This window comes from Streptomyces sp. NPDC003284, from assembly GCF_053589675.1.
In genome coordinates, this window is record NZ_JBSFSI010000003.1 from 68,327 (window position 1) to 82,008 (window position 13,682).

9 protein-coding genes and 3 tRNA genes are annotated in these 13,682 nt (G+C 74.4%); 7 read left to right on the forward strand and 5 right to left on the reverse strand.

Annotated features, from left to right (window positions below; translation table 11 throughout):
• The first annotated feature begins 141 nt into the window (after nucleotides 1-141).
• The 7 genes from ACWDYF_RS07300 (at nucleotide 142) to ACWDYF_RS07330 (ending at nucleotide 4,553) form a co-directional block, all read left to right on the forward strand.
• Nucleotides 142-213, forward strand: a tRNA-Gly gene (locus tag ACWDYF_RS07300).
• Between the two features lie 80 nt (nucleotides 214-293).
• Nucleotides 294-366, forward strand: a tRNA-Gly gene (locus tag ACWDYF_RS07305).
• A 174-nt stretch (nucleotides 367-540) separates the two neighbouring features.
• Nucleotides 541-1,515, forward strand: coding sequence for an ABC transporter ATP-binding protein (locus ACWDYF_RS07310; protein ID WP_389462847.1), 975 nt, complete (start codon nucleotides 541-543; stop codon nucleotides 1,513-1,515).
• A complete protein-coding gene (locus tag ACWDYF_RS07315; protein WP_381739061.1) occupies nucleotides 1,512-2,324 on the forward strand; it encodes an ABC transporter permease in 813 nt (270 codons plus the stop codon). Before ACWDYF_RS07310 ends, ACWDYF_RS07315 begins: the two co-directional genes overlap by 4 nt.
• An 88-nt stretch (nucleotides 2,325-2,412) precedes the next feature.
• Nucleotides 2,413-3,828 carry a sensor histidine kinase gene (locus ACWDYF_RS07320; RefSeq protein ID WP_389462846.1) on the forward strand — a complete coding sequence of 472 codons (1,416 nt, stop codon included), beginning with the start codon at nucleotides 2,413-2,415 and terminating at the stop codon, nucleotides 3,826-3,828.
• Entirely contained in the window at nucleotides 3,825-4,454 is a 630-nt protein-coding gene (locus tag ACWDYF_RS07325; RefSeq protein WP_389462845.1) for a response regulator, read from the forward strand. Before ACWDYF_RS07320 ends, ACWDYF_RS07325 begins: the two co-directional genes overlap by 4 nt.
• 23 nt (nucleotides 4,455-4,477) lie before the next feature.
• Nucleotides 4,478-4,553: transfer RNA gene (locus tag ACWDYF_RS07330), tRNA-Gly, on the forward strand.
• Nucleotides 4,554-4,595: 42 nt separating this feature from the next.
• Here ACWDYF_RS07330 and ACWDYF_RS07335 read toward each other — a convergent pair.
• From ACWDYF_RS07335 to ACWDYF_RS07355, 5 genes are all read right to left on the reverse strand, one after another.
• Complete coding sequence (locus ACWDYF_RS07335) at nucleotides 4,596-5,495, reverse strand: phosphoribosylaminoimidazolesuccinocarboxamide synthase (RefSeq protein WP_389462844.1); 900 nt, start codon at nucleotides 5,493-5,495, stop codon at nucleotides 4,596-4,598.
• A gap of 79 nt (nucleotides 5,496-5,574) precedes the next feature.
• Entirely contained in the window at nucleotides 5,575-7,098 is a 1,524-nt protein-coding gene (locus ACWDYF_RS07340; RefSeq protein WP_037894651.1) for a N,N-dimethylformamidase beta subunit family domain-containing protein, read from the reverse strand.
• Between the two features lie 457 nt (nucleotides 7,099-7,555).
• Entirely contained in the window at nucleotides 7,556-9,517 is a 1,962-nt protein-coding gene (locus ACWDYF_RS07345) for a hypothetical protein (RefSeq protein ID WP_389462843.1), read from the reverse strand.
• A 273-nt stretch (nucleotides 9,518-9,790) separates the two neighbouring features.
• Nucleotides 9,791-11,044 (reverse strand): phosphoribosylamine--glycine ligase, encoded by a 1,254-nt coding sequence (purD, locus tag ACWDYF_RS07350; protein ID WP_381739051.1) that lies wholly within the window; start codon nucleotides 11,042-11,044, stop codon nucleotides 9,791-9,793.
• A gap of 140 nt (nucleotides 11,045-11,184) precedes the next feature.
• The gene (locus ACWDYF_RS07355; RefSeq protein ID WP_389462842.1) at nucleotides 11,185-13,653 is read right to left on the reverse strand and encodes a DNA polymerase III subunit gamma and tau; all 2,469 of its coding nucleotides are present in this window, start codon (nucleotides 13,651-13,653) and stop codon (nucleotides 11,185-11,187) included.
• Between the last annotated feature and the right edge of the window lie 29 nt (nucleotides 13,654-13,682).

Consider the following 13,682-nt stretch of genomic DNA (forward strand, 5'->3'; position numbering starts at 1 on the left):
CGGACGGACGCCGCAGGAGCGGCCCCAGGGACCGTCAGCGGCCCCTGGGAGCAGCCGACTTGCGTTACCCCCCTGCTGATCAGCTAATGTCTGGAGCACGCCGAGGGGCGAGGCCGAAAGGCCGAGACCCACGGACTACATGCGGGTGTAGTTCAGTAGTAGAACATCCCCCTTCCAGGGGGAAGGCGCAGTGTGCGATCCCTGTCACCCGCTCTGCACCGCCGGTCCGACCACGCGAGTGGATCAGGTAGGCTGGTGCTCGCGCCGATCGGTGAGAGCCGGTCGGAGGCAATGCGGACGTAGCTCAGTTGGTAGAGCGCAACCTTGCCAAGGTTGAGGTCGCGAGTTCGAGCCTCGTCGTCCGCTCGGGAAGAAGACCCCGGTCCATCGGACCGGGGTCTTCTCGTGTCCCGTACCCGGGCCCGCACACTCTTCCCCGCTCGCGCCCTGCCCGCTTCCCCGCTCACGACTGACATTTGTCATTCCGTCCGATGACACCGCGCACTGCGCGGAGCCCGCGTCCGCCCCGACGCTGGAGCCATGGACAGGAACGAACACGAGCACGTGATTGAGGTCACCGACCTACGACGTGTGTACGGGGGCGGGTTCGAGGCCGTACGCGGCATCACGTTTCACGTGAAACAAGGAGAGATCTTCGCCCTGCTCGGCACCAACGGCGCCGGAAAGACCTCGACGGTCGAGGTGCTGGAGGGGCTGGCCGCGCCGTCCGCGGGACGCGTCCGGGTGCTGGGCCACGACCCCTTCACCGAGCGGGCCGCCGTACGGCCGCGTACCGGCGTGATGCTCCAGGAGGGCGGCTTCCCCTCCGAACTGACCGTCAGCGAGACCACACGGATGTGGGCCGGCTGCGTGAGCGGGGCCCACGACCCCCGGGAAGCCCTCGCCCTGGTCGGTCTGGAACGGCGTGCGGACGTCCGGGTGAAGCAGTTGTCCGGCGGTGAGCGGCGTCGGCTGGACCTGGCGCTCGCCCTGCTCGGCGACCCCGAGGTGCTGTTCCTGGACGAGCCGACCACCGGGCTGGACGCCGAGGGCCGACGGGACACCTGGGACCTGGTCCGGGCCCTGCGGGACGCGGGCACCACCGTGCTGCTCACCACGCACTATCTGGAGGAGGCCGAGGGGCTCGCCGACCGGCTCGCGATCCTGCACGAGGGACGCATCGCCGTATCCGGCACCCCGGCCGAGGTCACGGCCGCCCAGCCGTCCCGGATCTCCTTCGAGCTGCCCACCGGCTACTTCCCCGGCGACCTCCCGCCGCTCGCCGCCCTGGGGGTGTGCGGGCACGACGTGCAGGGCCGCGTCCTGCGGCTGCACACCCGGGAGTTGCAGCGCACCGCCACCGAACTGCTCCTGTGGGCCCGGCGGTCCGGGCTCGCCCTGCACGGCCTGGACGCCCGGTCGGCCTCACTGGAGGAGGCGTTCCTGACCATCGCCCGCGAGGTGTCGGCACCCGGGGAGCCCGCGGAGCCGAGGAAGCCGGAGCACGCCGTATGACCAGCATCGCCACCCCCACCGGCGCGGCCCGCGCCGACCGGGCTCCCAGTACGCCGCGGAGCCGTATGACCGCCCTCGCCCGCGCCGAACTGACCCTGTTCGTACGGAGCCGCAGCACCCTCGTGGCCGCCGGACTCGTCCCGCTGGTGCTGCCGTTCAGCCTGCACTCGGCGGCCGAGGGGATGAACCTCAAGGACGCCGGGCTCACCGTCGGGCTCGTCATGCTGCCCGCCGCCCTCGGCTTCTCCCTGCTGTTCGCCGTGTACTCCACGCTCGTCGGCGTGTTCGTCGCCCGGCGCGAGCAGCTCGTCCTCAAGCGGCTGCGCACCGGTGAGGCGCGGGACACCGAGATCCTCGCCGGGACCGCGCTCCCGGCGCTCGTCACGGGGCTCGGGCAGTCACTGATCCTCATTGCCGCCTGTACGGCCCTGCTGCATGTGCCCGCCCCGCACGCGCCCCACCTCGCCGTGCTCGGCCTGCTGCTGGGGCTGGCGCTGTGCCTGACCCTGGCTGCGGTCACCGCGGGACTGACCCGCACCACGGAGAGCGCCCAGGTCACCTCGATCCCGCTGATCATGGTGTCGGCGGTGGGCTCGGGGATCGCCGTCCCGCTGGAGATCCTTCCCGACCGGCTGGCCCACCTGTGCGAACTGCTCCCCCTGACCCCGGCGATCACCCTGCTGCGCGGCGGCTGGACCGGCGGGCTCAGCGGGTTCGAGGTGCTGCGGGCCCTGGTGCTCGCCCTGGTCTGGCTGACGCTCGCGGTGTTCGCTGTGCGACGGTGGTTCCGCTGGGAGCCCCGGCGCTGAGACACGGGCCGGAACGAACGGCACGAAGGCAACGGGCGGAACAGGCGGAGCAGGCGGAACGGGCGGAACGGATGGGCGGAGAAGCGCGATGTTCGACGGCATCCGGCGGTGGCAGCGGCGGCAGTGGCGGGAGCGCAGCAAGGCGGAACGGGTCGAGCTGCACAGCGTGATCATGCTGTGCGCGGCGGAGTGGGTGTTCTCGCTCACCTGGATGGCACCCCCGGTCGTCGCCGGGGTGCGCCACCGGCCGCTGCCCCTCGTCCTCGCGGGGCTGGTGATCGTCGTCGGGGTGCTCCAGTGCGCGGCCGCCAACCGGCTCGCCCAGCCCGCCTTCGACCACTTCCTGGGCCGCGGCCGACTGTCCGGACGCGCACTGAGGACCTCCTTCGGACTGCTGGTCGCGGCGCTCGTCCTGCCGTTCGCGCTGATCGCCGCCGACGGGATCGACCCCTGGGCGGCCCGGCTCGCGGTCGGCGCCGCCCTGCTGATGTTCGGCCTCGTCTACGCGCTGATCGTGTCCGTCCCCGTGTTCCTGCGCCGGTCCGCCGTGGTGGGACTGCTCGTCATGGCGGCGGACGCTCTCACCGTCCAGGAGCCCGCCGACGTTCTGATGATCGCGGTGCTGATCGCCTTCACCATCGGCTTCGCGCTGCTGGCCGCGCGTTGCAGCGCCTGGACGCTGTCCGTGCTGTGGGAGGCCGAACGCGCCCGCGAGGTCGAGGCCCGGCTGGCCGTCGCCGAGGAGCGGCTGCGCTTCGGACGGGATCTGCACGACGTGCTGGGCCGCAATCTCGCGGTGATCGCGCTGAAGGCCGAGCTGGCCGTGCAGTGGGGACGGCGCGGACGGCCCGACGCGGTGGAGCAGATGATCGAGGTGCAGCGGCTGGCTCAGGAGTCCCAGCGGGAGGTGCGTGCCGTGGTCCGCGGCTACCGGGAGGCCGACCTCGGGGCGGAACTCGCCGGTGCCCAGGGGGTGCTGGCCGCCGCGGGCATCGACTGCGCCGTCACCGGCTCGGCCACCCGGCTGCCCGCCGCGGCGCAGTCCGCGCTCGGCTGGGTGGTCCGCGAGGCCGCCACCAATGTGCTGCGGCACGGCGACGCGCGGCAGTGCGCCATCTCCCTGCGGGTGCGCGACGGGCGGGCCGAGCTGACGGTCGAGAACGACGGCGTGCCCGAGACGCCGCCCGCCGGCCGGCCGGGCTCCGGCCTCGCGGGGCTGCGCGAACGTCTCTCGGAGCTCGACGGCCTGCTGCACGCGGGACCCGCGGGCCCCGGCCGCTTCCGGCTGACCGCCGAGGTGCCGCTCCCGGCCGAGGCGGTCCGGACACGGTCCGGACCGGAAGGGAAACCAGGGCCGGGGGCGGAGTCGGGGCCGGTGCCGGTGCCGGGGCAGGAGGCAGCGCAGAAGCTGGTGCCGGAGTCGGAGTCGGAGTCGGAGTCGATGGAGGGTGACATGGCGGAGGAGACGCGGTCGGTGCGTGGGGCCGGTGGGACCGGCAGATGACGACGTACCGCGAGGCCGGGCCCGTACGGCTGCTGCTGGCCGACGACGAACACCTCATCCGGGGCGCGCTCGCCGCGCTGCTCTCGCTGGAGGACGACCTGCTGGTGGTCGCGGAGGCGGCGAGCGGCCCCGAGGCGCTGGCCATGGCACGGGCGCACGAACCCGATGTCGCCGTCCTGGATCTCCAGATGCCGGGCGCCGACGGTGTGAAGGTCGCCACATCGCTGCGGACGGAACTGCCCGGCTGCCGGGTGCTGATCGTGACCGGCCACGGCCGCCCGGGGCATCTGAAGCGGGCGCTGGCCGCGGGTGTGCGCGGCTTCGTGCCCAAGACGGTCAGCGCTCAGCGGCTCGCCGAGATCATCCGTACCGTCCACGGCGGAAACCGCTACATCGACCCGGAGTTGGCCGCCGACGCGATCTCCGCCGGTGACTCCCCGCTGACCGCGCGGGAGGCGGAGGTGCTGGAACTGGCGGCGGACGGCGCCCCCGTCACGGAGATCGCCGAGCGGGCCGCGCTCTCCCCCGGCACCGTCCGCAACTACCTGTCGTCGGCCGTGACCAAGCTGGGCGCGGAGAACCGGCATGCCGCGGCGCGGCTCGCCCGCGAGCGAGGTTGGGTATAGTTGCTCTCGCGCCACGGCGCACTGCGGACGTAGCTCAGTTGGTAGAGCGCAACCTTGCCAAGGTTGAGGTCGCGAGTTCGAGCCTCGTCGTCCGCTCCAGCAAGAAGCCCCCCGGTCTCGGCCGGGGGGCTTCTTCGTGCTCTAGGACCAGCTCGTGCCGGTCAGCCGCTCGTACGCCTCCACGTACTTGCCCCGGGTCGCCTCCACCACCGCTTCGGGCAGCGGCGGCGGGGGCTGCTCACCGGTGCGGTCCCAGCCGGACTCCGCGGAGGTCAGCCAGTCCCGCACGAACTGCTTGTCGTACGACGGCTGCGCGCGCCCCGGCTGCCACTGGTCGGCGGGCCAGAAGCGGGAGGAGTCCGGTGTGAGCACCTCGTCCGCGAGGACCAGCGTCTCCCCATCGAAGCCGAACTCGAACTTGGTGTCGGCGAGGAGGATCCCCCGCTCCCGGGCGATGTCCCGGGCCCGGCCGTAGACGGCGAGGGTCGTCTGGCGCAGCTTCGCTGCCGTCTCGGCGCCGACCTGGCGGGCCACCTCCTCGTAGGAGACGTTCTCGTCGTGCTCGCCGACCTCGGCCTTGGTGGCCGGGGTGAAGATCGGGGCGGGCAGCTCGGAGCCGTCGACGAGGCCCTCGGGGAGGGCGAGGCCGCACACCGTGCGGGAGGCGTTGTACTCGGCCAGGCCCGAGCCGGTGAGGTAGCCGCGGGCCACGCACTCCACCGGGACCATCCGCAGCGATGTGCAGACGAGCGTGCGCCCGGCCCAGTCGGCGGGGGCGCCCTCGGGGACGTCGGTGCTGATGACGTGGTGGGGGACGAGGTCGGCGAGCCGGTCGAACCACCACAGGGAGAGCCGCGTGAGAATGCGCCCCTTGTCGGGGATCTCGGTGGGCAGCACCCAGTCGTAGGCGGACATGCGGTCGCTGGCGACCATCACGAGGTCGCCCGCCTCGTTCTGGTACAGGTCGCGCACCTTGCCGGTGTGCAGATGCACCAGACCCGGAACCTGGATCGGCTCGGGCTTTTCGACGAATCCGGACACGGTTCCTCCCCGTGGTTCTGTCCAATGGCTCGATTCTCCCGTATCGGACACGGGCCGCGGACAGCGGGTGGAGCACGGGTCAGTCGCGTTTGCAGATGCGGTCCAGAAGGTTGGCCGTGGCCCGCTGCACGCGCGCGTCGACGTGGCCGGGGCGGTCCAGCGCGGGTGACCAGGCGAACGTCCCGGACGCGAAGACCAGGGCACCGGACGGCGCCCGGTACAGGGACGTCTCCTGGTGGCGCGGGACACCCTCGCCGTCGGTGTACGGGGAGTGCGCGAGGAGGATGCGGCGCTGGTGGTCGGGGAGCGGGGTGCGCGGGAAGTAGCGGTCGGCCTCGCCCGCGACCAGACCGTCGATCGCGTCGCCCTCCCGGGCCCCGGTCGCCTCCCACAGCCAGTGGCCGGCGTTGCGCACGATCAGCGGGTGCGGATCGGGGACGCCGCCCGCGTACTGGATCCCGATGAGCTGCTGCTCGGGCCGGTCGATCTCCCGCCACAGCACCGGGCGGCCGGGGCCCTTGCGTTTGCGGCAGGTCAGCAGGCGGTCGGGGACCCCGGCCGGGGAGGGGCCCAGTTCGACCTGCCAGTACATGGTGTTGGCGGAGAGGAAGACCAGGGACGTGCCGTGCTCGCGGGCGCGTTCGGCGGTGCGGCGCATCGGGACGGACCAGTACTCGTCGTGGCCGGGGAAGACCAGGCCGCGGTAGCGGGTGGGGTCGACCCGGCCCGCGTGCAGGTCGCGGGCGTCGGCGTAGGCGAGGTCGTAGCCGTAGCGCTCGGCCCAGCGGATGAAGTCGTAGGCATGGCCCACGTGCAGGGGCAGGCCCGCGCCCGCGTACGGCCGGTCGAAGGAGACCGTGGTGGCGGCGTCGGCCTCGCCGAGCAGCCGGCCGTCCTCGTCCCAGGCGTGGTAGAGGCTGGCGCCGGTGCGGCCGTCCTCCGGGTAGAGGTTGTACGCCTGCCAGGTGACGTCGGGCAGCAGCAGGAGCAGGTCGGCGGGGTGGCTGTCCCGGACGGTGAAGGGGATGTGGGAGCGGTAGCCGTCGGCGGTGGTCAGCACCGCGACGTACGCGCCGATGCTCCAGTACGAGGGGATCTGCAACCGCCACGACAGCCACCAGTGGTGGCAGGACACGGTGCGGTCGGCGGTGAGCGGCGGCGGCTGGACGATGCCGGACAGCCGCGGGCTGGTGGTGATCTTGGCGGCTCCGTCGCCGCCGTAGTGGCCGATGCGGTAGACGTCGACGCCGAACTCCTGGGGCGGGTCCACGGTGACGTGGAAGTCGATCGCCTCGCCGGGCGTGACGGCGCCCGTGGAGGCGAAGCCCTTGATCTGGCGGTGCACGTCGTCGGCCGAGCGGGGGCCGACCTCGGCGGGGCGGGGCGCCGGGATGCGGGAGGCGGTGCCGCCCGGTTTGCCGCCCGGTCCGCCGCCGGGGGCGGAGGGCGCGGCCGGGTCGACGTACCAGGGCACGACATGGCCGCTGTCGTCGTAGTACGTCTCGCTGCCCCGCAGCCAGGGCACGGGCCCCTGGCCGAACGGATCGGTGACGGCGTGCGCGAGTGCTCCCGACTCCCAGCGGCGGACACGGTCCGGTCCCATGGCTGTTCCCCTCCCTCGTCCCCCGTGCTCTGTCGTGACCGGCGGGGCGGTGCGGTGCGGATGCGTTTCTGCGCTTCCGTCCGGCCGGTGTGTCCGTGCGCCCTGGTGGGTGTGCGGTGCGTCCTGATGTGGGTGTGCGGTGCGTGTGTGCGGTTTGGGTGCGTCCTGCTGCCGGATGCCGTGGGCCTGGTCCGGGCGGCGGGGGTGGCCGGGTACGGCCGCCGGGTGACCGGAGGGCCGGGTGGTGTGCCGGCCGGTCCGGGGTGCCGTGCGTCCTGGTGCAGGCAGGCAGAGCGGGACGGCGCCCGTCTGTCGTATGTCGTGTGCGATTGCCACGTGCGCGGTCGGTCCCAGCACATCACATGACGCACGCATGCTGTCACTACTCGTTGCGAATTGACCGAAAGTGGAAGTCCTGGGTCCGGTAGGCCGCCCTCCGGATCCGCGTCCGCCGGGTTCAGGCCAGCCGCACCGGCTTTTCCGGCCGTATGCCCGCGTCGATCAGCCAGGTCCGCAACGGGCCCGGATCGCCGTCCTCGACCAGGGCGAGGACCTTGGGGCCGAGGTCGGCGGTTCTCTCGCCGTCGATCAGCAGGGAGGGACCGTCGAGCCAGTCGAGGCCGGGGGCGGCCCCGGCGGTGTCCATCGCGGCGCAGCACACCATCGCGGTGACGTGGTCGGCGAGGAGCTCCCGGCCGGTGCGCGGCGGCTGGAGCGGGAGGAGGGGGAGCGCGCCCTCGTCCCAGAGGGGTGCGGCGGGAGTCTGTCCGCCGCTCTCCGCCGACGTCGGGGCGGCGGGCGCGGCGGCCTCCTCCCGGGCCAGCTCCGCGCTGAGTCCGGCGGCGAGCGCGGCGCCGCGCTCGGTGCCCGGGTCGGACTCGTCGTCGTCCGGCCCGTACGACTCGTACCGCCCATGCGGCTCGTACGAATCATGTGGCTCGTACGGCTCATGTGGCTCGGCCGCCCCGACCGGTCCGGCCACCGGGGCTGCCTGGGCCTTCTCGACAGCTCCGGCGGGTCCGGCGGGCCCGGCGGGCTCAGCCGATGGGGGTGCTTCGGCCGTTCGGGTGGGCTCGGCCGCGCGGGTGGGGTCCGTCGGTCCGTGCGGCGGGGACGCGAGGAGGTGGTCGGCGGAGAGATGCCGCAGGACCCGTTCCAGCGTCGCGCCGTGCGGGTCGCCGGGCGGGGAGCCGGGGGCGCGGCGGACGCCCAGCGCGTCCAGTACGCGGTGCAGACGGGCGGCGTCGGTGCGCCACTTGCGGTCGACGACCTCCTCCGGGTAGTCCGCCCAGTCCACCGGGGCCCAGTCCGGGCCGGTCCCGGCCGGGCCGCCGTGGAAGAGCCGCGCCGCCAGCAGCGAGGTGGCCTCGTCCACCGTGCCGGGCTCCTCCAGCAGGTCGCAGGCGGGCCGCTCGCCCAGCCGCGAGGCGAACCCCTCGGCCAGGCGGTCGCGCCGGGACAGCTCCGTGAGGGCCGCGACGACGCCCGCGTCCAGCCGGGACGGCCAGCGGCCCATCCGCCACGCGGGCAGCGCCACCCGGGTCAGCAGCCGGTCCCAGCCCGCGTACGCCAGGCCGACCTGCTCCTGGGCGACGATCCGCAGCCCGTAGTCCACAGCCTGTGCGCGGTCGGCCGCTGCCGCCGCCACACCCCGCTCCATCAGGGCCGCGTCCTCCCGGCAGCCGCGGAGCATCAGCCGGGCCACCCAGCCGACGGCCGCGCACACCGCGTGGGACAGCGGACACCGCCCGGCCGTAGAGGCGGCGGCCACCGCCGCGTCCAGCCCGCGGACGAACCGGCGGGCGGCGGCTATGTCGGGGTGCGCCGAGGGGCCCGTACCGGCCACGACCGGGGCGAGCACGGCCCGCAGCTCGCCGACGCGCATCCACCACAGGAACGGGGAGCCGATGACCAGCACCGGCGCGGCCGCCGCCCGGCGGGAGCGGCCCGCGGGCAGGGCACCGGGCCCGTCCGGCTCGTCCCGGTCGGCGCCCGCGGGAGGGCCGTGGGCCGGATGCGTACGGTCCTCCAGCCAGCTGTCGCAGTCCGGGGTCAGCGCTATGGCGGACGGGGCCGGGACGTCGAGCCGGTCGGCGAGGTCGCGCACCAGGCGGTACAGGTCCGGGGCGGACTCCTCCGGGACCGGGACCGTGGGGCTCATCGCGGGGCGGGCGCGGGCGACGACCGCCCCGATACCGGCGGCGGCCAGCAGGACGACGACCGCCACGGCGCCGACCACCCACCGGGCGAGGTCCCAGCCGTGGCCCACGAGATGGCCGGTGGAACCGCCGGCGAGCAGGATCACGGCGACGGCGGCGGGCAGCAGGGCGACGGCCAGCGCGCGTCCGCGGACACGCAGCACGGCCAGGGCCCGGGAGCGCGCCGACTGCGCACTGCCTTCCACACCGTTTCCGGTCACGACCGGACGTCACCCCCTCCCGACTGTCCTGAACTGCCCTGTGGTGCTCACTCCCCCACTGTGGCACCCGCCACTGACATCGCAATGCCGGTGGGCCAAGTGCCGGAACGCTTGCGCCGCACCCTAGTTGGGGGTCCGGCCCACGTCAGCCGGATGGGCCATTGCTCACTCGATGGAATGGCTTTGGTCAGAGGTGGATGACACAGAGCAAAGATCAGGCCCCGGATTCTGTCCGGGGCCTGATCATCGGAAAAGGGTGCCTGAGGCCCTCGGCTAGGCGCCCGCCGCCGCCTTGGCGGCGATGTCGGTGCGGTGCTGGGAGCCGTCGAGGCGGATGCGGCCGACCGCCGTGTACGCGCGTTCGCGCGCCTCGGTGAGGTCCTTGCCGACGGCCGTGACGGACAGGACGCGGCCGCCCGCGCTCAGCACGGCGCCGTCCTCCTGCCGGGTGCCCGCGTGCAGGACGTAGGCGTGCGGGGCGTCCTCGGCGGCCACCTCGTCGAGACCGGTGATCGGGTCGCCGGTGCGCGGGGTGCCGGGGTAGTTGTGCGAGGCGACGACCACGGTCACGGCCGCCTCGTCGCTCCAGCGCAGCGGCTCCAGGTCGCCGAGGGTCCCGGTGGCCGCGGCCAGCAGGACACCCGCCAGCGGGGTCCGGAGGCGGGCCAGCACGACCTGGGTCTCCGGGTCGCCGAACCGGGCGTTGAACTCGATCACCCGGATCCCGCGACCGGTGATCGCGAGGCCCGCGTAGAGCAGCCCGGAGAACGGGGTGCCCCGGCGACGCAGCTCATCGACGGTGGGCTGGAGGACGGTCCGCAGCACCTCGTCCACCAGAGTGGGCTCGGCCCAGGGCAGCGGGGAGTACGCGCCCATGCCGCCCGTGTTCGGGCCCGCGTCGCCGTCCAGGGCGCGCTTGAAGTCCTGGGCGGGCTGGAGCGGGAGGACCGTCACACCGTCGGTGACGGCGAAGAGGGAGACCTCGGGGCCGTCGAGGTACTCCTCGATGACCACCCGGTCGCAGGCGGCGGCGTGGGTCCGGGCCGCCTCGATGTCGCCGGTGACGACGACACCCTTTCCGGCGGCGAGCCCGTCGTCCTTGACGACATAGGGGGCGCCGAAGGCGTCGAGCGCCGCGTCGGTCTCCTCGGCCGTGGCGCAGACGTAGGACCGGGCCGTGGGGACGCCGGCCCCGGCCATCACATCCTTGGCGAACGCCTTGGAGCCCTCCAGCCGCGCGGCCTGACCGGACGGCCCGAAGACCGGGATGCCCGCCTCGCGCACGGCGTCGGCGACCCCGGCGACCAGCGGCGCCTCGGGCCCGACGACCACCAGGTCGGCACCGAGCCGGGTGGCCAGCGCCGCGACGGCCGCGCCGTCGAGGGCGTCGACCTGGTGCAGCTCGGCGACCTCGGCGATACCGGCGTTGCCGGGCGCGCAGTGCAGCGCGGTGACGTCGGGATCGAGGGACAGGGAACGGCACAGGGCGTGCTCACGAGCGCCGCCGCCGATGACGAGGACCTTCACGGGGTCAGCCTAACGGCAGAGCGCGGCACCCCCTTGTGCGGGTTGCCGAGGGGGCGGGGGCGAGGTGCTCGTACGTTCCTCCGAAGCCGACGAGGCCCGTGGGACCCGGTGGGGCCCCGCCGCCCGCCGCTCCTGCTCCGTCACTCCGTCGGGTACTCGTCGAGGACGGTCGCGCCCAGCTCCCGCACGATCAGGTCGTGGCCGGACAGGGCCGACTCGTCGAGGTCCGGGTCGTCGTCCTCGGGAATGTCGTCCTCGGGGGCCACGGGCGCGGGCTCGGGAGCGGCGGGCCGGGCCGGCCGGGCCGCCTGGGACGCGGCCGGGGAGCCGCCGGGGCCCGGGGCCGCCGTACGCGCCGGGGCCGGGCGGTCGGCGGCCGGGGCGGACCCGGGAGCCGCGGATCCGGCCGGGGAGCCCGCCGTACGCTGCGGGGCCGCGCCGCCGCCGGGGAAGGCACCGCCGCCCCCGCCGAACCCGCCGCCGCCGTAGCCGCCGACGGGCTGCGGGACGGGGGCGCCGCCGCCCGACGGGTCGACGACCGCCTCGACCTTCCACTGGACGTTGAACTGCTCGGCCAGCGCCTGCCGCAGCACGTCCTCGCTGCCGCTGCCGGCGAAGTTGTCGCGGGCGCCCGCGTTGACGAAGCCGAGCTGGAGGGTGGTGCCGTCGAAGCCGGTGACCTGCGCGTTCTGGCTGAGCAGGATCCAGGTGAAGCGGCGGCGGTTCTTCACCGCCTCCAGGATGTTGGGCCACAACTGGCGCGGGTCGAGCCCGCCGCCCGCCGGGGCGGACGCGGCGACGGCCGGGGCCTGGGGCGCGGGGGCGGCGGAGGGCGCCTGCGGGGTGTTCGCGGGGGCCGGTGCCGCGCCGGGCCGGGCCGCGGGCTGGCCGCCGCCCGGTGCCGCGGCCGTGGGCCAGCCGCCGGGCCGCCGGGCACCGGATCCGGCACCGGATCCCGCACCGGCTCCGGTGGGCGCCGCCGTGGGCCAGGCGCCGGGCGCGGCGGCCGCGGGAGCCGACGCGGGCGCGGCCTCCGGGGACGGCGCGGCGGCCGGGGCCGGGGACTGCTGCGGTGAGGCGGCGGGAGCCTGCGGTGCCTCGTGCGCGGGGGCTCCCTGGGGCTGGGGGCGGTCGGCGGCGGGCGCGGCGGGCCCCTGGCCGTACTCCCCGGCGCCCGCGGACCCGGCCGCTCCGCTCGGCGCGGAAGGAGCGGCGAGGGGAGCACCGTCCGCCCCTCCGACACCACCGGGCGCTCCCTGGCCCCCCGGCGCACCGGGCGTCGCCCCCTGGGGCCCCGGTGTCCGCACCGCCGCGCGGGCCGCCGCCGCACCGCCGCCGGGCGGCACCGGGGCACCGGCCGCGGCGGTCGCGGCGGTCGCGGCGGCTCCGCCGTGGGCCTCGGGTCCGGGCACGTACCCCATCGCGGGGGCTCCGGCGCCGGTGCTGAAGTGCACGCCGCGCTCAATGCGGTCGAGGCGGGCCATCACGGACCGCTCGTCGCCGTACGCGGCGGGCAGCAGCACGCGCGCGCAGATCAGTTCGAGCTGGAGGCGGGGCGAGGTGGCGCCGCGCATCTCCGTCAGTCCCTCGTTGACGAGGTCGGCGGCACGGCTCAGCTCGGCGGCGCCGAAGGAGCGGGCCTGGGCCTGCATGCGCTCGATCACGTCGGCGGGCGCGTCGATGAGGCCCTTCTCGGCCGCGTCGGGCACGGCGGCCAGGATCACCAGGTCCCGCAGCCGCTCCAGCAGGTCGGCGACGAAGCGCCGCGGGTCGTTGCCGCCCTCGATGATGCGGTCGACGACCTCGAAGGCACCGGAGCCGTCCCCGGACGAGAACGCCTCGACGACCGAGTCGAGCAGCGAACCGTCCGTGTACCCGAGGAGCGAGGTGGCCATGGCGTACGTCACACCGGCCTCGTCCGCACCGGCGAGCAGCTGGTCCATGACGGACATGGAGTCACGCACGGATCCGGCACCGGCCCGCACGACCAGCGGAAGCACGCCGTCCTCGACCGGGATGGCCTCCTTCCCGCACACCTCGCCCAGGTAGTCCCGCAGGGTGCCGGGCGGCACCAGCCGGAAGGGGTAGTGGTGGGTCCGCGAACGGATCGTCCCGATGACCTTCTCGGGCTCCGTGGTGGCGAAGATGAACTTCAGATGCTCCGGCGGCTCCTCCACCACCTTGAGCAGCGCGTTGAAACCGGCTGACGTGACCATGTGGGCCTCGTCGATGATGTAGATCTTGTACCGGCTGCGCGCGGGCCCGAAGAACGCCTTCTCGCGCAGGTCGCGGGCGTCGTCCACACCGCCGTGCGACGCGGCGTCGATCTCGATGACGTCGATGGAGCCGGGACCGTTGCGCGCCAGGTCACGGCAGGAGTCGCACTCGCCGCAGGGCGTGGGCGTCGGGCCGTTCTCGCAGTTCAGGCAGCGGGCGAGGATGCGTGCGCTGGTCGTCTTGCCGCAGCCGCGCGGACCGCTGAACAGATACGCGTGATTGACCCGGTTGTTCCGCAGCGCCTGCTGCAACGGGTCGGTGACATGCTCCTGCCCGATGACCTCGGCGAAGGACTCCGGTCGGTAGCGGCGGTACAGCGCGAGAGACGACACGCATACGAGGTTATAGGCGCCCACCGACA

Coding starts and splice junctions, on each gene's coding strand:
- ACWDYF_RS07310 (WP_389462847.1), top strand. CDS start 541: ATGGACAGGAACGAACACGAGCACGTGATTGAGGTCACCGACCTACGA.
- ACWDYF_RS07325 (WP_389462845.1), top strand. CDS start 3,825: ATGACGACGTACCGCGAGGCCGGGCCCGTACGGCTGCTGCTGGCCGAC.
- ACWDYF_RS07320 (WP_389462846.1), top strand. CDS start 2,413: ATGTTCGACGGCATCCGGCGGTGGCAGCGGCGGCAGTGGCGGGAGCGC.
- ACWDYF_RS07315 (WP_381739061.1), top strand. CDS start 1,512: ATGACCAGCATCGCCACCCCCACCGGCGCGGCCCGCGCCGACCGGGCT.
- ACWDYF_RS07340 (WP_037894651.1), bottom strand. CDS start 7,098: ATGGGACCGGACCGTGTCCGCCGCTGGGAGTCGGGAGCACTCGCGCAC.